The organism is Paenibacillus sp. Paensp111 (assembly GCF_059492195.1).
Window position 1 is genome coordinate 448,015 of record NZ_CP168527.1, and the last position, 24,293, is coordinate 472,307.

Here is a 24,293-nt window from a genome sequence, read left to right on the forward strand (position 1 = left end):
CATGGGAGGAGGAAGGAAGTTATGAGTTTTTTCAATATGTTCAAAAAGAAACCCCAGCCGGCTCCGCGCCCGCTCTACTACGATATCGTCTGCCCTTACTGCTTCAGCAAATTTTCGCCGGAGGAAGTGGTGTTCCGGGCAGCTCATCACCGGGAGGACGATGAAGATTATGCCCTCGGCGAGGATTACGAGCTGAACAAGTACCGGGAGCGCTTCGGACTGGATACCGTCTATGATATCGAGGCGATCCTGCATCCGCGGGATATCCACGAGGAGCACCACATGTATTCGGATAACGTGCTGATTGGCCTCAGTGACCGGTACGGCGTGGTCACACGCCGCAGGCTCTGCCCGAGGTGCCACAATGAACTGCCGGTGACGGCGGGGAAGGTGCCGAGCAATATTATCTCGATTATCGGGGCATCGCAGGCAGGGAAGTCGGTGTATATGACTTCGCTGATTCATACGCTCCAGCATGAGACTGCCGACCACTTTGGCGCGGCCTGTATGCCGCTGAATGCCGAGATCAGCCGCAAGTTCCGCTCCTCCTATGAGGAGCCGCTGTTCGAGCGGGGAGATCTGCTTGCTTCCACGCAGAAGGAGAAGATGCAGGAGCCGTTTATTTTCCAGTTCGTGTTCAAGGATGAGTCCAAGCCACCGCTGACGCTGGTGTTCTTCGATGTAGCAGGCGAGGGCATGGTGGATCAGGACTATCTCGGCCTGCACGGCCAGCATATCAAGAATTCCGCCGGCATTCTGTTCATGGTCGATCCCCTGCAGATCCGCTCGATCCGCGAGAAGATCCGCATCAAGCATGGCGACAAGCCGGGCGAATGGGTGTCGCAGTATGACGAACCGCGCGATGTGGTGCTGACTTTATTCGGGGATTTCATCGCCTACGAGGATAAAGGGAAGACCGATATTCCAACCGCGGTCGTGCTGACGAAGAGTGATATGCTGCATGCCTTGGCGGATGAGGAAGGCGAGTACATCAAGAAGAACAGCAACATCTTCAACAATGCCGTCCACCGCCGGACGCTGAACTTGACGGAGTTCGAGAACATTGATGGCGAGGTCCGCCATTTGATCGAGAAGGTGGATCGTCCATTCAAAGGGACGATGGATGTGTACTTCAAGGACACCGCCTATTTCGCGGTATCGGCGCTCGGAAGCAACCCCGTCGATCAGAAGCTGCAGGGCGTCGTCAGCCCGATCCGGGTCGATGAGCCGTTCATCTGGCTGCTGTACAAGCTGAATTACATCGAGGGGAGTGAAGCGTAGTGAAACCCTTCGCTCCGATTCAGCAGCAGATCTATACACGCGAACGGCGCGGCATCTTCCGTCAGACCGAAGGGTTCGATACGGTAGCGAGATCCGAGGGGCTTGAGGCCTCTTTTATCAAAAAAGTGCTGCATCCGTTCTGCGTCTACGATGCACCCGCCGAGCTGACCGCACGCGGGGAGAAAGACAACTCCGCTTATCCCGGCGCCATTCATCTGTTCCATTCGGAGAATGGAGATACGGTGCTGGGGCGCAGCATTTATCAAGCAGCTGATTTTACGGGCCTGCGCAGCGCTTTCTTCACTCATAACTATGTCATTCCTGCTTCCCGGTCAGAGGAACTGGTCCGGAACTACCGCTCCTATCTCCATGCCGGGTTCCTGGACAGTTATGATATGGAGCAGGGCGGGCAGCTTCCTGCACTGGATCAGATTCCTGTGGACCAGGCTTCACTGGACAGCGGAGAGGTGGACCCTGTGCAGCTGCTGGAGGAACTGCATATCCCGGAGAGGATGTTCAAGCAGCTGCTGTCCGCTGTCATGTCTTCGGCAGTCAGTGGACGCAAGGTCTATGTGGCACTGGATGTCCCGGCTTCCTATGTATCGGAAGCGGCTGTTCCCCTGCTTGAGCTTGTGTATGCGGCCCTGCCGTTCAGCTATCGCAGGAAGCTCGGCTTCCTTACCTATGCCAAAGAGCCGCAGAGCCGAAAAGGCATTCATCTCTCTTGCGTCGAACGCGGCAGTCTGCGTCATGGGGACCGCAGCATCGAGAAGGACTATACCTTCGATCTCGCCTCCGGAAGGGTGACAAATGTGGAGCTGGACTGGGCGAAGCAGCCTTATCTGGATCTGATCTGGTCTCGGATTGCACGGCTGGATCAGCTGGAGGACTTCCACCGGTTCGCGGATATTATGCTGAAGGATATGGGCCCTGAGAAGGCGATGTCGATCTCCAGCTATCATGAGCTTAGTGTGCTGTACCAGATTGAGGGAGGCAATGAAGCCCTCTACGAGGATCACAAAGTAGCTGCCCTCAGCGGAATGCTGGAGTACCTTCGTCCAGCCGGGGCGCTTCCGGACAAGGAGCGGCTGAACGATCTGTTCCTGGCCAGCTTCGATCGGGAATTCGATCATGTGAAGTCTGGCAAGGCCCCTGAGCTTGCGGTGGCAGAATGCATCAAGGATTATTACCGGATCGATCCGAAAAATAATGAACGGAAGATCGTGGAGTATTTCATACGTGCGGCAGTGAATGCGGTTAAGAGCAAGAGTGCATTTGCGGAACTCTATGCTCTAATCGAGAATCATCCTTCCCTGCGGAAAGCCTACTTCGATCAGGTGCTGAAGGATGATCAGCTCGCTTCGCTGCTCTTCGACCCTTACATGCAGGGAAGGCTCCAAGCTGCCGAAGGAGCCCGTGAAGTTGTGAGCCTTGTACAGGAATGGGATCGGCTGTATCCGGGGATATGGGACAAGAGTTCGCTGCGGGAGCTCGCCCGGTCGGAACTGACAGGAAAGCTTAGGGCGCAGCAAGATCTCGTGGCGTCCGTAAATGAGGTGCTACTTATGCTCGGCGCGCACCGGGAGCCGCTCCAGGAGAAGGGCCAATTCGGCTACGGAGGATTTGGAAAATCGACGGAAGCCCAAGGCCAACTCGGCCTTGGTGCAGCAGGGATCTATGCCGTCCTCGCCGAGGCGGCCCGGCGTGTGCTGCTGATCGAGCTGGATCTCGATAAGCTTACGAAGCAGGAGCTCCTCAGCCTGAACGGGCTGGCGGAGACAGGCGGGGACTTTGGCTCGCAGCGGCTCGACGGGCGGCTGAGATCCAAGTTGGCTAAGCTGCAATCCTTATTTGCCTGGTTCAGTGAGGCTGAACCCGATGTGCATGTGTTTGACGGATTAAAGCCTGCCGAGATGGATGAGGTGCAGCAGGCTGGCCGCAGATGGCTGAGGGATGAAGTGAACGCTGAGCGGTTCGACCGGCTTACCCTGGCGTACTATCGGGGAGGAGCTGCCGACTCCCTGGAGTATGCTCCGCTGGTAGATGCCTTGCGGAGTTATGCAGGGAGCCCCGGTACGGTGTACCGGTTCTTCCACTGGTCGGCAGGGCAGCCATTGTACCTGCGGGGAAGCAAGCTGGCTCCGGCCTATGAAGCCGCCATCCTGGCGTATTTCCGGAGACATGATCGGGATGCGTTCAAGAAGCGAACCAACTGGAAGGAATACTTCGACAAGGCTGGCCGGGCGCTGAAGCCGGTATATGAGAAGGCCCGTCAGGAGCTGGCTTCTCCGCTGGCGAGAATGTTCGGCAGAGGCAGGAAGCCGATCCTGTTCAGTGTATTGATCCTGCTGCTGCTCGCTGCAGGAACCATGGGCATACTCCAGCTGTCAGGGGCCTTCAGCAAGAAGGAACCTGCGGCTGCAGTGCCGCCAGCAGCGGTGCCTCCGGCCTCGGACAAGCCGAGCTCCGCGGGGCATGCTCCCGCGGCCCAGGTACCCGAACGGGCCGTCTACGCCGAGCAGGTGAAGGACGAGAACGGCAAGGAAGTTACAAGGCTGGTGTTTCTATTCAAGACGAGCGCGGAGTGTGAGGCTTTTCGTGCCAAGTCAGTTACTGTAACTACGCCAGAGGCGAAGAGTCAGGAATTGAAGCTTTTCAATCTGACTCACGAATGCAGCAGCGGCAGCTCAGCAGCAAATGGCGAAGCTGGTGCTAAGACGACAGATAGTGCGAATCCGGCAGCTCTGGAGCCCGAAAGCAGCAAGGCAGCGGGAGCTGGCGCTTCAGCTAATGGCAAAGACAGCGGCACAACAGAGGGAACAGCTGATGGAATAAGCGATATTGTGAGCGGAACAGAAGTGGGTGGAGACGCTGGGACAGCTGGCCGGACAAGCGGGGGAACCGCGAGCGGAACTAACCATGGGACAGCCGATGAAGCTGCCGAAGGAACTACCAATGGAATATCCGATAATACTATCGATGGAACTTCCACTAATAAGGCCGATGCCATCAGTGAAGCCGAGTCTGGCGGAACGGCGAAAGGGCAATCGAAGACAGATGTACTAAATACAGATAACCAATCAGAAGATGTCCCTGCCATAAATCCGGCTGCTTATTTCAATAAGCTGACAGCGACGCTGGCCAAGGCATACAGCATTCCTCCAGGCAGCAGAATTAGTGCAGCTGATCTGGACTTCATATACTTTACCCAGCCAGCAGCTGCCGGTGAGAAGTAAGTGTCGGCTGTATAGATTGACGGATTACTTTTGCAGAACGAAATAAAGAAATAAAGGAACATTGGACCCAGGATCTCTGACGAGATGTACCCGAGTCTAATGTTCCTTTTTTACTTTTGCATAAATATTCATTTCTCTCGTGGAATTTCTGAATTCTTAATGAATGGGGTTCTAGCGGGTAACTCCCTTTACATAATTTATATTCATCGTTCACATCCAGATAACATATGGGCTCTAGTATGGGGTGAGAACTTCGTAGTTTTATGTAAGATTTTGTATAAAAAGAGATGGAGGAGGCGGAGTTTTGTTTAGAGAGCTGAAGTTACGCAAGGTATCTGTATTATTATTGGTCAGTATGCTGCTGTTGGGTATGCTGCAGCCAGGGGGAATCCCGAGTGTCCAAGCTGCCAGCGAGGCAGCAGCCGTAACAAGTCCAGAGTTTAACCAGGACGGAACAGTTACCGTGCGCACCTATTCACCTAAGTCCGAGATGTATATTAATGGTAATTTTACGAACTGGGGGACTTTCAAGCCGATGACCCCAAACGGCACGGTTCAGGTGAACGGTGTGGATCAAAATATTTTCTCTTATCAACTGAGCACTGAGGACTTCATAAAGACAGGCGGAGTCGTTCAGTACAAGTACATCCCGCAGGCTTCCTGGACAGGAGGAGACTATGTGGATTTCCTGAATGCCAGTCCGAAGGTTAGCGGCAACTCTGCGGCCTATTTTCTGAAAGTAGCTCTTAACCAAAAGCAGCTGCAAGCGGGGCAAAGCACACCAGTTGAGGCATTTCGCTACTTGTCTGACGGCTCTAAAGCCGATCTGACGGGAGATGTCACCTGGACGAGCAGCAACCCTGAAGCTGTAACCATTTCAAATGGAAAGGCCGAGGTTGCTGTCGGCGCTGCTGTGGGAACTGTAACAATTACCGGTGTCTATCAAGGGGTCAGCGCGACAGCTGCTCTGGAGATCGTGGATACCCTCCCTGTTCCGAAGGTGAAATCAACAGCCAATCTCACCGATTTGAATGACCGGCTGATGATAGGTGAGCCTACTCCTGAGATCACAGGTGAAGTAGAGGCCGAGGATATTACGAACGTGGCCGGAAAGGGAAATAACGTTGCAGCCCAATTGGGTTACCGTTATGAGACCGATCCGGATTATACGTGGGTTAACGCAGTGTATAAAGACGATGTAGGTAACAGCGACCGGTTTGGAGCCCAATTTACGCCGGATCGTGCCGGCAAGTGGTATTATGCTATGCGCTTCTCCCTCGACAACGGAGTAACGTGGGATCAGAAGATCCTTGGCTATAAGGTGAACAAGTTCTATGATGAGCAGACCATTCTGAAGCCGTTCGATGTGCTGCTGACCTGGACGGGGGATGCGAAGACTACGCAGACGATCACCTGGAAAACCGGGTCCGATGTTACCCGGAACTATGTCCAGTATGCCGAGAAATCAAGCGTGGAGTCTTTTCCTGGAGTAAATACATCGGTAGAGGGTCAAGCCAAACTCTACAAAACGACGTACGTCAGCGCTAATGTCAACGTTTTTACCGCGACACTGACCGGCTTGAAGCCGGGTACGGCATACGTCTACCGGGTCGGAGACGGGACGAATTGGAGCGACACTGCTACCTTTACAACCGAGGCTGCCGCCGCTGCACCGTTCAAGTTCCTGATCTTTGGCGATAGCCAGAGCGGACGTCAGGAAGAGACGGATTACCGGAACTGGGGAGAGACGGTGAACACCGCTTATCAAGCCAACCCCGGAGTCAAGTTCATGGTCAATAACGGCGACGTAGTGGAAAAAGGAAGCTATGAGCACTGGCACAAGTGGTTTGAAGGTTCGGAAGGGGTGGTGGAGAACATCCCTGAGATGCCTGTCACCGGGAACCATGAGTATTATTCAACCTACGGGGTGAATGAGCAGGCCGAAAATTTCAAGATGCAGTTCAATCTCCCGCAGAACGGCCCTGATCGCCTGAAAGGCTTGGTCTACTCCTATGACTATGGCGACGTGCATTTCACCGTGCTGAATTCGCAGAATACGGAAGCTAACACCGATCAGAGTGTGAAGATGGGCGACATTCTTGCGGAGCAGGCGGCCTGGCTGGACAACGATCTGAAGAGCACGAACAAGAAGTGGAAAATCGTGTTCTATCACAAAGCCTCCTATTACAGCCGAAGCAGCCGCGATGTCGATGCCGAGGTAGTGAAAAAGGCTTTCCAGCCGATCATCGACAAATATCATGTGGATCTGGTATTTGGCGGCCATGACCATACGATTACTCGAAGTTACCCGATTAACAATAATAATTTTGTCGATAACACGAGCAAGGGGACTGTCTACTATATCACCGGCCGGTCGGGCAATAAGAATTATAATGATCCGTTCAAGCAGGTATGGGATGCTTATTACAAGAACGATACGGATGATACCAACTATTTGTTGGTGAGCGTGGACGGAGAGAACTTAACGGTAAAAGCAACGGAGAAGAATGGCAATGTGCTCGACTCCTACACCCTCAATAAAACGACCGGAACTCCAAGCCCGGATCTGCCTAAGATTCCGATCGAGAAGGCAGAGAACTTGTCTGCACTGACCAAACAACTGAGTGCAGGTACTAAAACGGACGACATCACGGCAGAAGTCAGTTCACAGAATGTGACGAATTATGTGGGACGCGGTGTGAATATCCAAGCGCAGCTTGGATACAAGCTCAGTGAAGATGCTCAGTATACTTGGGTGAATGCGGATTATGCCCAGGATGCAGGCAAGAATGACGTTTACCGTGCTAATTTCGTTCCGAATAAAGCCGGGAACTGGGATTATGTGATGAGATTCTCGGGAGATGGCGGGCAGACCTGGACATCTACGGATGCCAAAACTGTCAAGGCCGTCGCCAACAATTCCGGAGGCAGCCCAGGTACGGGAGGCGGTGGTCAGCCAACACCGGCGACACCATCAACGCCAGCAACTCCTACAACTCCGGCAGCACCAACTGGGCCGGATGCCAAGCCAGAGCCTGGCAAGGTTAATCCTTTCCAAAGCAAGGTGATTAACGAGGAGAAGGTAATCCAGTCCGTCAAAGACTCCATTGCCGCCGCGAAGGATACGGGCACCGCGTTCGGTGACATTGCGCAGCATTGGGGCCGTAACGACATTATTCTGGCTGTGAAGCTGCGTATCATTAATGGCTACGAGAATGGCACGTTCCGTCCTGACGCTCCAGTTACCAGAGCCGAGTTTGCAGCTATGGTCTGCCGCGCTTTCGGACTGGATGCGGTTCAAGGATCTGCATCATTCCGGGATACGGCAGAAATGTGGGCTTCAGGTTACATTGGAACGCTGGCTTCGAAGGGTGTTATTAACGGTTACACAGATTCCACCTTTAGGCCAAATGCGGAAATTTCCCGCGCAGAGATGGTTACGATCCTGGGGCGTATTCTTGATCTAGGTCAGCTTGCGACCGGAAATAAGGCTTCTCTCACGGATGTAGGCAGCGATTACTGGGCCAAGAATGCGATTGAGGAAGCCTACAAGGCCCAGCTGATTCAAGGGGTAACAGATACCCTATTCAAGCCGGACAACCGGGCTACACGTGCGGAAGCGATCACGGTTCTTCTGCGGGCATTGAAGAGCGACAGCACCATTAAGCAGCTTATTGAACAGCAGTAGGTTCTGAAGAGATCACCAGGTACAAGCTGCTAAGAGTCATCCTGCGATTCATCCACAAAACCCTCATTTCGATGACCTGTTAAGGTGTTGGAATGAGGGTTTTCTTTGTGTTTTCTTTTGGGATTTCTATTGCGATTTCTATCGAAAGTTCTATCGAAAGTTCTATCGAAAGTTCTATCGAAAGTTCTATCGAAACTTCTATCGAAACTTCCATCGGATTATACCTCGAAGCGAACCTATTGTTCGCCTTTATACGGTTTAGGAGCTATGCATACCCTTTCGGTAGGGTGAATACCATCAAAATACGAACATTATTATTTGTTCCTGTTGACACATTCGTGTTAGTTCGTTTATGATGCTTAATGTCATCTGACTTTGGTGGCACTTACAACTTCAAATTGACCATTCGTATATCCTCAATAATATGGGTTGAGGGTTTCTACAAGGGACCATAAATTCCTGGCTACGAATAGGGTGCCGCTGCATACCTATTCAGATGTATGGAGTGAACGGCAGAGCATGATGCTCGTGAGTTCATGACATACAGCCAGGAATTTTTTTGCGTTCGTGCTTATCAAGAGACTCTTACACTAAACCGTATACTTCAGGAGGAACCATGAGTAAATATGATGTAATCGTCGTAGGTGCCGGTCCGGCAGGGATTTTTGCATGTTATGAGCTGAGCCTTAAGGCTCCCCACTGGAAGGTGCTGCTGGTCGACAAGGGCCATGATATCTATAAGCGCCGCTGTCCGATTCTTGAGGAGAAGATCAAGCTGTGTCCGCCGGCTGCGGGGAAGAAGGAATTCGCGGGCTGTCTGCCTGCTTGCTCTATCACTGCAGGCTTCGGGGGAGCTGGCGCATACAGTGACGGCAAGTTCAACATTACGACCGAATTTGGCGGATGGATGACCGATTATATTGCTCCCTCCAAAGTACTTGAATTGATCCAATATGTAGACAGCATTAATCTGGGACACGGAGCTACGACGAACGTGACCGATCCGCTGACGGATGCAATCCGGGGAATTGAGCAGCGCGGTTATGCCGCCGGGCTCAAGCTGCTGCGGGCACAGGTTCGGCATTTGGGTACGGAGCAGAATTTGGAGATTCTGAAGTCGATTTATGAGTATTTGAGAACCCGAATTGATATGTCATTCAAGACGGAAGTAGAAGACATTATAACGACCAAGAATGAAGCAGGCGAGCTGCGCATCGGCGGAATTACCCTTCGGGGCGGCGAGACTCACGAAGCGGATCTGGTTATGATTGCTCCGGGCCGGGATGGATCGGCCTGGCTCACCGAGATTTTGAAGAAGCGCCGTCTCAAGATGTACAACAATCAGGTCGATGTCGGGGTTCGTGTTGAGACTTCCGACGTAGTCATGAGAGAGATTAACGAACACCTGTATGAAGGCAAATTCATCTATAATACCTCGGTGGGAACCCGGGTGCGGACTTTCTGCAGCAATCCATCCGGTCACGTGGTAGTCGAGAACCACAGCGGTGTCATGGCCGCCAATGGTCATTCCTATAAGGACCCTGCGCTGGGTTCAACCAATACCAACTTTGCCCTGCTCGTATCGCACAAGTTCACCGAGCCATTCGACAAGCCCAATGAATATGCACGAGAAATCTGCCAGCGCGCGAATGACTTGTCGAACGGAGGCGTCATTGTACAGAAGTACGGTGACATTATTCGCGGACGCCGTTCAACCCAGAGTCGAATATCGGAAGGCTTCCTGGAGCCGACCCTGAAGGAGGCGGTGCCGGGCGATCTCGGCCTTGTGCTTCCCTACAATACAATGAAGAGTCTGATTGAAATGATCGAAGCGCTGGAAAAGGTAACTCCGGGTATCGCATCGGAACACACGCTGTTCTACGGCGTGGAAGCCAAGTTCTACTCCGCCCGTCCGAAGCTGGACGCTGCGCTGGAGACTGAGATCCAAGGCCTGTACTGCGGCGGAGACGGCGCGGGGATTACCCGCGGACTGGCCCAGGCTGGAGCCGCAGGGGTGTGGATTGCAAGAGGCATGATGGAGAAGACCGGAATATAGAATACAGCCAAGTTGCTTATACAATGGGAGAGAGCGCTGCCTTACAGCTGCATCATGCAGCGGGGCGGTGCTCTTTTCTAGTGGATTTAAGCAATTAGCTCTCAATTATTCCTAAAATAATTCCGAGAATAAGTAGTTCGTCGTAAGGGTCACCGACTAATTTAAACACATTGGCAAAGGCAGGCTCTGTTTTTAGTCCTCTTTCCTTGAGGCGTATAATCTCCTGTCTTATATGAGGGTTATTTACCAGTAAGTGATGTTCAACAATCATATGCCGATAGGCGTTTTGTTTTTCAACTGCTATAGGCTGGGCGAACAATTCAAAGTCGAAACCTCCGAAGTGAAAATTTGATATTACTGTCGGTATGTTCTTCACAGTTACTTGTGATATTACAAATTTATCGAGGTTCCCATATCGTAACTTTACTTCATCCATATATATTCCAAAGTCATGAACCTCCATGATGATATCCAAGTCAGAACCTTGGATATTAATGGAGATTGGTATGGTTCCGCATAAGACAGGGTGATATTCGGCAAATTCTTTGAGTATGTTCAGTTCATTAATTACATGATAGGAACGACGCTGTATTTCACACCCGAATTCCAAATATGATATGGTCTTAAAAATAATGCTCCCCCCAATAAACGTCTGCTTAATTCAGAACACGAAAATGGTAGAAGAGGTGACTAACATTTTATTTTTTAGTTTAACATAGCCTCAGCTTAATCACTTGGGTAACTGTAATTGGATCCTCGGGACGTAGATTCCTAAGGCTGCACCCAACTCTATCCAATCAACAGAAAAAGGAACCTTCACCACCCATGTAACGTGAACATGGTAGATAGCTGCTTGATTTTCTTCGGTTCTTCCGCTTTCTCGCGGGTATCTATATGAAAAAGCACCGTTTCCGATGCGCCTAATTCCTTGGAAATAGAGCTGTACATATCTCCAAGCTCTTCCGGATACTCCGTAGCTTCGGTAAGGATGCCGATCCGTCCATTCTTTTCCCGGGAAATATCGACAAACTTCCTGAGGATCTTCCGCTCAATCTCTTTATCTTCATTCCCCCAGGTTATTTTCAAATGAACCAATTCTGTCATTTCATGTCTACTTTACAAAGATAGCCCTTTCACCATCCAGTTATCTATTACAATAGAGTAGATTCATATTTTCCATATCAAGGGAGGAATTATTAACGTATGAGCAAGACATGGAGACAGAAGCTGCTGGGAATGATCTTGGCCGGTACACTTGCTTTTGGCGGCTTGACTGGTCTGCTTCCACAGACCGTAAGTGCAGAGCAGAACGCGGACAGCGGCATTCCGCAAGTTCAGCAGACGGGGCTGGATCAGCAGGCAGGAGAGGCGGGATTGGCGCAGCAGGCCTTGGCATCCTCCGCTGCACTCCCGAATGGGCAGGGCAAGAAAGTGCTGTTCGATAACGCACACGGCCAGACGGCCGGGGCAGCGGATTGGGTCATTGATGGGGCATTCTCGGATTTCGCGAATGGACTGAGGAATGACGGCTTCACTGTAGACTCGCTGGAACGGCAGATTCCTTATACCTTCGGAGAACAGGCAGTGACCTATGATAAATTGCAGAACTATGATGTCTTCGTAATTGGGGAAGCGAATATTCCTTATAAAAAATCAGAGCAGGACGCCCTGATCCAGTTCGTGAAGAATGGCGGGGGAATCTTCTTCATCGCCGATCATTATAATGCGGACCGGAACAAGAACCGCTGGGATTCCTCCGAGGTGTTCAACGGCTACCGCCGCGGAGCTTGGGATAATCCCGCGAAAGGCATGAACGCTGAAGAAGCAGCTTCGCCTGCGATGCAGGGGCTTACAAGCTCCGACTGGCTGGCTGATAACTTCGGTCTCCGCTTCCGCTACAATGCGCTGGGCGACGTGAATGCCAGTGATGTTGTGAGTCCGGAGCAGTCGTTCGGAATCACTGCCGGGGTCAGCAGTGTCGCCGTGCACGCGGGCTCTACGCTTGCCATTCTTGATCCGCTCAAGGCCAAGGGCCTTGTCTACGTGCCAACTGGCGTGCCCGCTTGGGGAAATGCGGTGGACAGCGGCGTATATAACGGGGGCGGACGTGCTGAGGGTCCTTTTGCGGCCATCTCGAAGCTTGAACTTGGCAAGGCTGCATTCATCGGGGACTCTTCACCGGTAGAGGATGCAACGCCGAAATATCTTCGCGAAGAGAACGGGAAATCCAAGACAACCTATGATGGGTTCAAAGAAGTGAATGACGCGGCTTTCCTCGTTCAGACCGTGGAATGGCTGGCGAACAAGGAAAGTTACACCCGCCTGAGCGAGGTGCCGGGGCTTACGCTCGATTCACCGACAGCCTTGCTGCCATCCGAGCAGCCGGCAAGCTCGGTAGAACCGCAGGCCGAACCGTGGGCGGCTCCGGAAGCCGGCTACAAGTGGTATGATCCGGCAACCTTCAAGCCGGGCTCGTATGGATCAAGCAAGCTTCCCGATGCCAAGCCGGTCTACGGATTCGTCAAGCAGCAGCAGCTGCCAAGTGAGCAGGAATTCCAGATTCGTCTTACTGCAGATGGCTTGACTCCGGGACAGACCCTGTCCGATCTGAAGGTGGGGATCTATCTTGCCGGAGGTACACAGATTGCCAGATTTAAGAATACGGATGGAACCTGGTCAGATTATGGATACAGCCCGGCGTTCAGCATGACAGCGAATGCGGCTGGACACACATCAACGGATTTAACTGTGCAGCTGAAGCCAGGATCTTCAGGTCCAGCCAGCCTTAGACTTAAGCAGGGCAGCAGCAATATCATTACAGAGAGTGTAACGATTGCGAATGTTCCTGCTGAGCCGCTTCCTGCGGATGGACCGGCCGTGCCGGCGGTATCGCCGATTGCGTCGGCGCGGCAGACAGCTGACGGCACAGCGGTTACCGTTCAGGGCACCATTACGACAGAGCCTGGCCTATTTGGCGGCCAAGGGTTCTACCTTCAGGACAGCAGCGGCGGTATTTACGTATTCCAAAGTGCAGCCGGTTATCATGCCGGGGATCAGATCGTCATCAGCGCGTCCAAGACGACGTATAATGGCGAGATTGAGCTGGAGAGTCCGGTGAAGGTCGAGAAGAAGGGGACTGCCGAGCTGCCTCAGCCTCTTGTACAGTCAACCTTGACGGACAGCAGTCAAGGACAGCGGGTGACTCTTCAGAATGTGACTATCCAAAATTATAAGACAGCCGCCCCAGCCGGCTCATTCGAGTTCGATGCCGTTCCAGCTTCCGGTGAAGCGGCCGCTACGCACGTGCGGGTAGATGGCAGAACAGGGGTGGATGCAGCCGCATTTCAGCAGCATTATCCAGCGGGAACAACTGTGAATATCACAGGCATTTCTTCTATATTCAAAGGTACTTATCAGCTGAAGGCGATCTCCGAAGCTGATATTCAGCTGTCTGACACGGCTGCACCTGTGACTCAGGTTGCGGTGGACGGCAAGGCTGGTGAAGGCGAGTACAATGCCAAGGATGTGACGCTGGCTTTCTCGGCGACCGATGAAGGAACGGGAGTCGCACGCAGCGAATACCGCGTGAACGATGGCGATTGGATTGCCGCTTCCGCTCCCGTAACTCTACCCGGAGAAGGTAGATTTGTAGTGGAATACCGCTCTGTGGACAAGGCGGGGAATGTTGAGGCGTCCAAGACGATTGTGATTCGTATCGACAAGCAGGGACCGGTCATTACCCTCCCGGCAGGAGCCCAGTTCAATCAGACTGATGCAGCCCTTCCGGCGGTAAAGGTAGAAGACACAGGCAGTGGTGTGCAAAATACGGTGTATACCCTGGATGGAAGAGCGATTACAAGTCTTGGTGCGGTTGCACCGTGGACTTTGAGCCTTGGCAAGCATACGCTGAAGGTGACTGCAACCGATGCAGCAGGGAACAGCACTTCGGCTTTGTTTAACCTTGAAGAGACAATCGACATCGAGCATTTGGATGAGCTGGTGAGTCTGGGTGAAGCCAAGCAGTGGATAACGAAGCCAGCTGAAGTCAAGAAGCTTCAGAACACGGTTACAGCCATTCAGACGGCCAAAAGCAAGAAGGAGCAGCTTGTTCGGCTCGCGGCATTCGGTACCCAGGTGGCTGCTCAGACAGGCAAGTCCATTAAGGTTCCTTACTCGGCCATGATTCTCGCCGATCTGATCTATATTGGGAAGAAGGCTGTATAGTTACCGATCATTCCACGAAGACTTTGCCCGAAGTAAGTGCTATAGAGCGTAGAGAGAGCTTCATCTCCCTAAAACTAAGCAAGGCGGCAGGTAAGGGGATTCCCCTGGCCTGCCGCCTTTGCTAGTTCATCCTGCAGCCTTTGCTAGTTCATCCTGCAGCCTTTGCTAGTTCATCCTGCAGCCTTTGCTAGTTCATCCTGCAGCCTTTGCTAGTTCATCCTACAGCCTTTGCTAGATTAGCCTCCAGCCATAAGTTCATCCTGCAGCTGCTAGTTTAGTCTACCGCTTTGCAGGTACGGCTAACTCTTTCGTTGGCCTGGTCCGCTTTAGCTGAGCGGCCCCGGGAGAAGCTAGTAGAACGGAACTATGAGATTAGTGCTATCCTCAAATGCCGCAAACCATCGCATATTGTCATTTATTGTTATTGGATTTCAGATAGTCCTGGCCAGCTGCTGAAAGTCACTTCACTTCTTGAGGTGACAGGTTTTTCCTGTGCAAAATGCAGAATTCGCTCCAGATATGGGCCGAGCACGGCTTAGGAGGCTGTTAATTTACTAAGCAAGCAAAATGGGTGTTTCTGGTACTTACGGACCAAAAATTACCATATTTAGCAAGCGAGCAAATGTTTACGGTCGAATTACGGACATCCCGCGCGGGGCGCGGATGTGTCTATCTTCATGTGAATAGATCATTTAGGACATAAGCTGCAAGATAGGGTTCCCAAAATTGGTATTTAAGTGGAAATCGGGACAATGTAAGCATTTACATAGATTTCTTCTATAAGCTAGTATGGCCTTAGGATACGAATTAGAAAAATTTGTATCCAAAAAAATAATGAAAGCAGGGATTATTTATGAAAATGGCCATGCTTAAAAACCCGGTTCTGAGAAACAAAGTTGGGTATGAAGGCGAGAATCCTTCAGGTAACGTTATGGAAGAAATCAAGGATCATGATGTTGTCGGTGCGATCAGCTGGGGAACAGTTCTGACTTCCTTGGCTTGTCTGGGCGCTAGCTATGCACTGGGTGACAAAGGACAAGTATGTACAGCTACAGTTGAGTGCATCAACAACTGCCGGAAATAATCATTAATCTTACTTACGTATAAGTCGTTGGCATAGGGCAGTGGACTGCTGAACTGCCTTATGCCAATGGCACAATATAGGGGTACAAGGGAGGCGTTCGCATGGAACTCGCAGCTGAATCGGTACAAATTACCGGCAAGGATATTGTGGATTATTGGCTTCACCTATTTCCCGAAATTGAGAATGAAGATAGCTTGAAAGATTTAATACATACGATTCAGGCACTCTCTCTGGAAGGCCTGATTGAACGAAGCCTGGACAGAATGTACCAGTCAGAGATCACCGATGAGCTGGAGAACGCTGAGCTTGCTCGTCTGATAAACCTGGAACTTAGCCCCTATTTGAGCGAACATGCAGCTGAATTTGAACGTTACGTCCCTTTTGCCCACTTTGTACTTCCGGTTGTGAATGCGGGTCTGGATTCTTTCATAGCTGAGCTAAGCCAGATGGAAGGGACCCAGGATCAGGATTCCTTCATAGGGAATACCGTGAAGCACATTCTGGACCATCTGTTCGAACTGTCGTACAGGGTGATTGTCCTTGAAGTGAACGCCGCTCGCATGAATGGGGCGCTGAAGGGCGGGACTTCACATGAGCGTCTGTCCTATTTCTCGGAGCAGCTGTTAACGAACAAGGAATATCTCTTAAGTCTGTATAAGGAATATCCGGCACTAATTGAGCTTTTAAATCTAGCCAAAGATAACTATTACCATTTCACATTAGAAATTATACGGAATACAGCGAAGCATATGCCTCAGCTTGCGCACAAGCTGAACCATGGGGAGCCGCTGGGAAGCCTGACCAAGATGGAGATCGGAGCCGGTGACGGCCATAAGGGCGGTAAGGCTGTATCGATTCTGGAATTCTCGTGCGGCCGCAAGCTGGTATACAAGCCGCGGAGCCTGGAGCTTGAACGCGGGTTCAACGAGCTGCTGGATTGGCTGAACGAACAGGAAATCCATCAGGTGCTGGATTTCCGGACCAGCCAGGTCTATACCGTGGACGATTATGGATGGATGGAATTCATCGAGAATGAAGAGTGCGAAGACCCGCTTGCTCTGGAGAGATTCTATAATAGATCCGGGCAAATCCTGTGTCTGCTGTACGTTCTGAACTCTGTGGACTTCCATTTCGAGAATCTGATTGCTTCCGGAGAGTATCCGATGCTGATCGATATGGAATCGATCTTCCATGCGGTGGTCAAGGGTGACAAGAAGGAAGTGAACAGCGGGTACATCAAGGCCAGGGAAGTCATTAATGCTTCCGTAAATATGATCAGCCTGCTGCCGACCCAGCTCAGCAAGCGCAGCGGTGCGGATGAAGTCAGCTTTGACCTGGGCGGACTTAGTGTGAAAGAAGAGCAGACCATACCGATTAAGTCTTTGTTCATTGACGGGATTGAGACGGATTCAGTCAAGGTGCTGCGCAAGGACAGCGTAATTACGCCGAAATCGAACAATCCTGTGTTCGAGGGACAGATCGTAAGTTCCGAGGATTATGTCCCGCATTTGAAATACGGCTTCGAACAGCTCTACCGGTGGGTGATGAGCCACCAGTCTCTGGTCTCCGGCAGAATCGAGACGATCTTCTCCTCCATGCGAAGCCGCTTGATCGTGAAGGCAACCGCTTCTTATGGTCAGCTGCTGAAGATTGCGTCACATCCGGACTTCATGCGAAGCCGGGATGACCGGAAGATGATTCTGCACCGGGTAGCCATTAAGGCTCCTGAGGTACAGCGGTGGATTGTTCAGTCGGAGTATGAGGACTTGTATCAGAATGACATTCCCTATTTCACGGTATGGATTGGCGATACCAAGATTATCAATTCCCGGAACGAGGAATGCCGTGATCTGCTGGAGACCAGCTCCATGAACGCGGTTCAGAAGAAGCTCGCCGGGCTCTCTGAAGACGATCTGAACAGACAGCTGGAATTTATCGAGATGTCTTACTTCAATAAACGCACGGATGAAGCAGATCTGACCGGTGTCCAGCTCGGAATACAGGTGAACAAGCTCACCCCGGAGAGGTGGCTGAAGACCGCGGAAGAGATCGGGGAGCACATTCTGATGAACAGCCTCAGCGGGATCAACGATGCCGGGAACCGGGACAAGTTCTGGATCAGCACGAGCCTGCAGGGATTTGAGGAGAATATCTGGAAGCCTGATGTGCTGGGCTTTGATATGTATAACGGCAATGCAGGGATTGCCCTGTTCCTGGGTTACCTCGGGAAGATTACCGGCCGGGAGGATTTCAAGGAAGCCTCCTTCCAGGCTATGGAGATGCCGCGCAGTATTATGCAGAACCTGGAGAAGGACCAGCCTTATTCCATGGGTGCATTCACCGGGCTGCCCGGTATTATGTATACCCTGCATAAGCTTGCCGAGCTGTACAAGGATGATGAGAGTATTGATTTCATCAATGCGCATATGGATACTCTTCTCGCTATGCTCGCTACAGACGAGATTCACGATGTGATTGGGGGCGCAGCAGGAGCACTGGCAATCGCGCTGTCCCTCTCGGAATCTTCGAATACCAGGCTTCGGGAATCCTCCCTGCGGCTGGCCAATGCAAGCTATGAACAGCTCATGAAGTCCTGCAAGGAAGAGGCGGGCATGATCTACTGGCCGTCAGTCGGAGATAAATCTTACTCGGGATTCTCCCATGGCAGTGCCGGAATTATCGCTTATATGCATAAGCTCTACACTCGTACGGGTAACCAGGATATCCTGTCCAATATAAGCAAGGCTCTCAGATTTGAACGCAATCTCTACTCTGCCAAAGACCATAACTGGTTCGTCTCGGACCGGCGGGACAAGGTAAGCAACGGCTGGTGTCACGGGGCTCCCGGGATGCTGCTCAGCAAGCTGATGCTGAAGGAGCAGGGATATGCAGATGCGCTTCTGGAACTGGAGCTGGATACGGCGATCCGGACTACGGGGCAGCATGGAATCGGCAATAATCCAACTTATTGCCACGGGGATCTTGGCAATCTGGCTGTTCTCCGCTATGCCGCTCAGTCTAGAGGTGATACCCGGCTGATGGACCAGGCGGTCAGCGCTTACCAGTATCTTTTTGACGAGGTGCTGTCCAGGGAGTGGAACCAGAAGAACATGAAGAGTGGATGGTCCCTCAGCCTGATGATCGGCATTACCGGATTTGGCTACTCGATGCTGAAGAATTATGCACCTGACGAGGTTCCCGAGTTTCTCTGGCTTCAGTAATGGATGATATATCGGCGGTTCATGCCGCCTTTATATAAATTAAAAGAACTGAGAGGAGAATGAATGATGAAAGCAGAACTGAATCAAATTTCCGGTATGATCGAGGAGAACGAGCTTGAACTGTTGGCAGGTAATGAGGATGTAAAAGGTGGCTGGACGCCAGTGGCTACCGTCATTATCTCGGTTATTGGTATTACCCTGAATGCAACTCCTTGCCCTACATCAGCTTGCACTAAATCTTGTTAATTCCGTAAACATACATTAGGCAGGGGATGCATGCTTCCCCTGCCTAATACCCTATTCAAGTACCTATCCATTACCCTGAGGAGGATCTGTATGTCTATTGAGATGAAGGACAATGAGTGGATTAGAGAGATGAGGGACTTCGAAGATCTTGAATATTATCTTTCAGATCAGAATAAGGACAGACATGCCTTCCATTTATTTTTTGCCAGATTTCTAGATGGCTTCAGAATGGAGCTTGAGCACCTGCTGGCCAGCTTCGAGCAGGAGAGCCAGCTGAAGGTACATAAGGAGCAGATCGTTGCCGATATTACGGAAGCCTTGCTGAATGAGCTGTCTTCCTTCAGTATTCGGACTCTAATCTATGAGATTAATGAGAAGCGGATTCTCGGACTCCTGCAGGGGCAGACGCCCGAAGAGCGGTACACCTATTATAATGATCAGTTCAAGAAGAGAGAGCCTTTCTATGAACTGCTGAACAAATATCCGGTCCTGTATACCCTGATGCAGCACATGATCCAGGCCAGACTTGGATTAATTGGAGAAGCACTCGAGCATTTATCCCGCGATGCCGCGCAGATTGCCAGCGAATTCGGTCAGTCTTTTGGCGAAATAACCCAGATCCGGGTTACCTCTGGCGACACGCACAACAATGGAAAAAAAGTCCTCGGAATCACCACAGATACCGGGAAATTTATATATAAACCGCACAGTCTCTCTACGGACAGCCTGTATAATCACCTGGTTGATTTCATGAATCAGCAGGGAACCTTGAAGATGAGGATCGAATACGTCCCAAGTATCGATAAAGTGGACTACGGCTGGCAGAACTATGTGGAGCCGAAGACATGCACCCGTGAAGAGGAAGTCCGCAGCTATTATTACCGGTTAGGGGCCAATCTGTCCCTGCTTCATATGATCGGAGCGACGGATATTCACTTCGAGAATCTGATTAGTGCGGGAGAGCATCCGTATATTATCGATCTGGAGACTCTGGTCGAGAACAAGACGATGGAGATGGAGCGCAGCGGAGGGCTGGTTGAAGAGTTCAACCGCAGCATTAATGATTCCGTGCTGGGCACGGCGGTGCTGCCGCTGAATTTCAAGAACAGCATCTTCGACTTCGATATGAGCGCCATGTCCAATTTCGAGGAACAGAAATCTGATTTCTGGAAAATGTTCGTCGTACTAAATAACTATACCGATGAAATCAAGCTCGAACGCATGCCCGGCAGCATTGGGAAAGCTTCCAACTTTGTCATTCTAAATGGCGAGAAGATCGAGCCGTATCTATATATTGAGGACCTGCTCGAAGGCTTCGAACAGGGCTACCGCCTGATCTGTGAACATAAGCAGCAGTTCATGGAGACGCTGTCCAGCTACTGCGCGAGCCATGAGGTTGTTGTCAGACAAGTGCTGAAGCCAACCAGCATTTATGCCAAATTTCTGGAAGCGGCCACGCATCCGAATTATCTGAAGTCACCGGCCGACCGGCTGACACTGCTGTCCAAGCTCAAGACGAAGAAGGATCTGGCGAATGGCAAGATTATGGCCCAAAGGGATTTTGAGATCGCGGCTCTGTTCCAGTGTGATATTCCGTACTTCACCACCACGATGAATTCCACGGATATTACCTGCAACAACAATGGGGTCATCCCGGAGTACTTCCAGTTAACGCTGATGGATATCATCCTGAAGCGGATAAGCCGTATTACGCTGGAAGAGCTGGAGCACCAGCTGTATCTGATCCGGATGTCCATCTCGACCTCGGTGAACAATAACTGGCTTAAGGAAGCGGGTGGAAGCTTTCCGAGGCTGAACGAACAGATTCCTTATTTCAAGAGCAGCCTGGATTATGTCGGCGGCGCGCGTGAGATCGGGGATTTCATGGACAAGACAGCCGTCTGGAATGAGGAGCACACAGCCTGTACGTGGCTTGCGCAGCTTATTGATGGGGAACGGCTGAAGCTCGGGGCGATGAATTATATGCTCTATGAGGGCGGCGGCGCCATTCTATTCTTGTATATGCTTGCAAAAGAGACTGGTGAGGACAAGTATTACCGTCTGGCCGAAGCGGGACTCAGAGGAATTGAGGAGCAGATGAGCGGGATGGAGATGAAGCCGGCGCTGTCTTCTTTTAATGGAGTAGGGTCCCTGATCTATATCTATTACACCCTGTACAAGATGCACGGGGACACCTCCGCATATGCCAAATATGAGAGCTGTCTCGGTCAGCTCATCGATGCTGAAGCAGAAGGAGATCATGAGATTGACTACGTGTCAGGGATCGCAGGGCTGATCACGCTGCTGCTGAATATTTATGAAGCGGAACAGGACCCAAGGCTCCTCGAAGTCAGCGATAAACTGGGGGAATACCTATATAGCCGGATTAGCGGCATGAAGGAGACGGTCCTTACCGGCATGTCACACGGCTCTTCGGGCATGGCCCTCGCGATGGTGAAGCTCGGAACTCACTTGAAGGAAGACCGCTATACCTCCCTGGCTCGTAATCTGCTGGAACAAGAGAATGAACACTACAGCAGTGACAGGATGAATTGGCTTGATCTGAGAGACGGGGAGCAGCAGGCCGATCCGGTGTATTGGTGTCATGGGGCACCCGGCATAACGCTTAGCAGAACCCAGCTCCTTCCTTACAGCAAGGAATTGAATTCGTTCCCGCTGGAATCGGATATCCACAGGGGAGTTGGCAAGCTGCTGCAGGATGGATTCTCAGCGAAGCTGGATCACAGTCTGTGCCACGGCGTATTCGGCAACATCGATATCCTGCTTACGGCGGGGAGCGCAGTGGGCGAGCAAATGTGGCTGGACCAGGCACATGCCGAGGCGCGGCAGGCCCTTCAGCGAATCCGGGATACCCGGGTGGTCTGCGGGTTGAATAATGCTTTTGACCTGATGTCCTTCATGGTGGGATTAACCGGCATCGGATACGCTCTCCTGCGATTGAACAATTCCGATCTTCCTTCTGTGCTAGCTATGGAGATCTATCACTAACTCTCTACCAGACCGGTAAGAAAGGAAGATACTATGCGAATCGCTAGGAGAAGGCATGTCCCTTATATCAGTCAGATGGTTCAAACCGAGTGCGGCCTCTGCTGCTGCGCGATGATCCTCAGATATTACAAGAGTAATGAAAGTCTGCTGGACTTAAGAGAATTCATCGAGGTCGGCCGTGACGGGTTGTCCATGAAGCAGCTGCAGAGCCTGCTCGTGGAGCGCGGCTTCGATTCCAAGATGTACCGGGCAAGTGTCGAGCAGCTGAAGAAATTTAAGATGCCGGTGATCGTGCACTGGAATAACGAGCATTTTCTCATTGTCGAGAAATTCACCAGCTCAGGCGTCCTGATTGTCGATCCTGCGACCGGCAGCCGGAAAATCACCGAAGCGGAGTTCGCGGAGAAATTCAGCCATTATGTGCTGACCGCGATTCCAACCGAGCAGTATACGCCGCGCAAGAAGACGAGAAGAAGCCCGTGGTTCCACGTGATGAAGATGATTTGGGAGAAAAAACGGCTGATGTTCCTCGCCCTGATCGTCTCGGTCATCAGTTATCTCATTATGCTGCAGATTCCGAATCTGGTGGAGTCGATTATCGACCAAGGGGCCAAATCGACGGACGTGGGATGGCTGAATAAGTATTTGCTCGGCATTGCTGCGATTACACTGCTGTATCTGTTCGTCCTGCTGGCCAGGGGACTGAGCTATATCGTCCTGAACGTAGCTGTAAGCCGGGAGCTGGTCTCGAAGACGTTCCTGCATCTGCTTAAGCTGCCTTTCAAATTCTTCGACGTCCGGACATCAGGGGACCTGATCTATAGGCTGGGCAGTATTAACGGGCTCAGGGAACTCCTGACCACCCAGCTGATCGGCGGGTTCGTTGACCTCGGAGCCATGGCCTTCATTCTGTATTATATGCTCAGCAAGTCGGTGATGCTGACCCTGACCGCGATTGGCATCTGCGCGCTGAACGTGCTGTTCATGGCACTCACGAGGAAGTCCATTGCCGATTCCATCAACAATGAAATTGTAATGCAGACGAAGTCCCAGTCCATTCAGGTGGAATCGCTGTTCTCCATCTCCTCGATCAAGATGTCGGGTATGGAGGATCAGGTCTATCAGAACTGGGATGGCAGCTTCGAGCAAGTGCTGGATAAGTACAAGAAGAGATCGGTAATTCAGAATATCTATAACTCAGTCAACGGCACGTTCCAGACCATCGGCCCGATTATCATTCTTATTATGGGGATGTACCTGACCTTTAGCAGGCAGCTGACGATTGGAGAAGTGATTGCTTTTCAGGCCTTGTCCGTGACCTTTTTTGGCCTAAGCACCTCCCTCTTCGGGGTATATACGCAGTATTTGCTCGCTACGACATACCTGGATCGGGCTCACGATATTTGGGAACAGGCACCGGAAGTAACTCCCGAGAATCCGATCCCGCACGATTTGAAAGGACAAGTTGAGCTTAAGAATGTCAGCTTCTCCTATACGGCTCATTCCGATAAAGTGCTGATGGACATCAATCTGCGCATTGAAGCTGGTCAGAAAGTCGCGATTGTGGGCTCTTCCGGTTCAGGCAAAAGCACCCTGGGGAAAGTATTGGTAGGACTCTATTCACCGACAAGCGGTGAGGTTTTCTATGATGACATCCCCATGAAATCGCTGGATCGCAAGGAGCTGTGCAGGCAGATGGGGATTGTTCCCCAGGATATTACGTTATTCAACAAAACGATCTATGAGAACATTGTCATGAACAAGCCGGTTGAGCTTGAAGAGGTTATGGAAGCGGCCAAGATTGCCCAGATTCACGATGAAATTATGGCGATGCCGATGGGCTACAGAACCGTGATCTCGGAAATGGGGATGAACCTGTCGGGTGGACAGCGGCAAAGAGTCGCCCTGGCGAAAGCTCTGCTTAACCAGCCCAAGCTGATCATTCTTGACGAAGCGACAAGCTCCCTGGATGTAATCAACGAATCCCGCATTTCATATTATCTTAAATCGGCGGGCTGTACACGAATTGTCATCGCCCACCGTCTTTCGACGATTAAGGATTCGGATGTCATCATAGTAATGAAGCATGGCGAGATTGTCGAGCAGGGAACTCATGACGAGCTGATTGAACTTGGAAAAGTCTATAGTGAGCTGTACAGCGCTCAGGTAGGTACGGAGGATCAAGCCTTAATGCTAACTTAGATGGGGTGAGCCCAATTTAGGCTCATTCCATACAGAACTGGAGGAA

12 protein-coding genes and 1 riboswitch are annotated in these 24,293 nt (G+C 51.4%); of the genes, 10 read left to right on the top strand and 2 right to left on the bottom strand.

Going from position 1 to position 24,293, the window contains the following annotated elements:
* Positions 1 to 21 precede the first annotated feature (21 nt).
* The 4 genes from ACEN86_RS02190 (at position 22) to ACEN86_RS02205 (ending at position 10,261) form a co-directional block, all read left to right on the top strand.
* Complete coding sequence (locus ACEN86_RS02190; protein ID WP_433945179.1) at positions 22 to 1,281, top strand: TRAFAC clade GTPase domain-containing protein; 1,260 nt, start codon at positions 22 to 24, stop codon at positions 1,279 to 1,281.
* On the top strand, positions 1,281 to 4,517 hold the full coding sequence (locus ACEN86_RS02195; protein WP_495632750.1) for a GAP1-N2 domain-containing protein: 3,237 nt from the start codon (positions 1,281 to 1,283) through the stop codon (positions 4,515 to 4,517). Before ACEN86_RS02190 ends, ACEN86_RS02195 begins: the two co-directional genes overlap by 1 nt.
* Positions 4,518 to 4,821: 304 nt before the next feature.
* Positions 4,822 to 8,205: an S-layer homology domain-containing protein gene (locus tag ACEN86_RS02200; RefSeq protein WP_495632751.1), complete on the top strand. Its 3,384-nt coding sequence runs from the start codon at positions 4,822 to 4,824 to the stop codon at positions 8,203 to 8,205.
* 386 nt (positions 8,206 to 8,591) lie between these two features.
* A riboswitch (purine riboswitch) is annotated at positions 8,592 to 8,691 on the top strand.
* Between the two features lie 130 nt (positions 8,692 to 8,821).
* A complete protein-coding gene (locus ACEN86_RS02205; RefSeq protein WP_495632752.1) occupies positions 8,822 to 10,261 on the top strand; it encodes an NAD(P)/FAD-dependent oxidoreductase in 1,440 nt (479 codons plus the stop codon).
* A 94-nt stretch (positions 10,262 to 10,355) separates the two neighbouring features.
* Here ACEN86_RS02205 and ACEN86_RS02210 read toward each other — a convergent pair whose 3' ends face one another.
* Entirely contained in the window at positions 10,356 to 10,892 is a 537-nt protein-coding gene (locus ACEN86_RS02210; RefSeq protein ID WP_495634191.1) for a DUF4269 domain-containing protein, read from the bottom strand.
* 185 nt (positions 10,893 to 11,077) lie between these two features.
* Entirely contained in the window at positions 11,078 to 11,365 is a 288-nt protein-coding gene (locus ACEN86_RS02215) for a hypothetical protein (protein WP_495632753.1), read from the bottom strand.
* 99 nt (positions 11,366 to 11,464) lie between these two features.
* Here ACEN86_RS02215 and ACEN86_RS02220 point away from each other — a divergent pair, with 99 nt between their 5' ends.
* From ACEN86_RS02220 to ACEN86_RS02245, 6 genes are all read left to right on the top strand, one after another.
* Positions 11,465 to 14,485 carry an OmpL47-type beta-barrel domain-containing protein gene (locus ACEN86_RS02220; RefSeq protein ID WP_495632754.1) on the top strand — a complete coding sequence of 1,007 codons (3,021 nt, stop codon included), beginning with the start codon at positions 11,465 to 11,467 and terminating at the stop codon, positions 14,483 to 14,485.
* Positions 14,486 to 15,338: 853 nt separating this feature from the next.
* A complete protein-coding gene (locus tag ACEN86_RS02225) occupies positions 15,339 to 15,569 on the top strand; it encodes a plantaricin C family lantibiotic (protein ID WP_495632755.1) in 231 nt (76 codons plus the stop codon).
* A 101-nt stretch (positions 15,570 to 15,670) separates the two neighbouring features.
* A complete protein-coding gene (locus tag ACEN86_RS02230; protein WP_495632756.1) occupies positions 15,671 to 18,790 on the top strand; it encodes a type 2 lanthipeptide synthetase LanM family protein in 3,120 nt (1,039 codons plus the stop codon).
* Between the two features lie 63 nt (positions 18,791 to 18,853).
* The gene (locus ACEN86_RS02235) at positions 18,854 to 19,036 is read left to right on the top strand and encodes a class II lanthipeptide, LchA2/BrtA2 family (RefSeq protein WP_495632757.1); all 183 of its coding nucleotides are present in this window, start codon (positions 18,854 to 18,856) and stop codon (positions 19,034 to 19,036) included.
* Positions 19,037 to 19,126: 90 nt separating this feature from the next.
* The gene (locus tag ACEN86_RS02240; protein ID WP_495632758.1) at positions 19,127 to 22,045 is read left to right on the top strand and encodes a type 2 lanthipeptide synthetase LanM family protein; all 2,919 of its coding nucleotides are present in this window, start codon (positions 19,127 to 19,129) and stop codon (positions 22,043 to 22,045) included.
* A 33-nt stretch (positions 22,046 to 22,078) separates the two neighbouring features.
* A complete protein-coding gene (locus ACEN86_RS02245; protein ID WP_495632759.1) occupies positions 22,079 to 24,247 on the top strand; it encodes a peptidase domain-containing ABC transporter in 2,169 nt (722 codons plus the stop codon).
* The last annotated feature ends 46 nt before the right edge of the window (positions 24,248 to 24,293 follow it).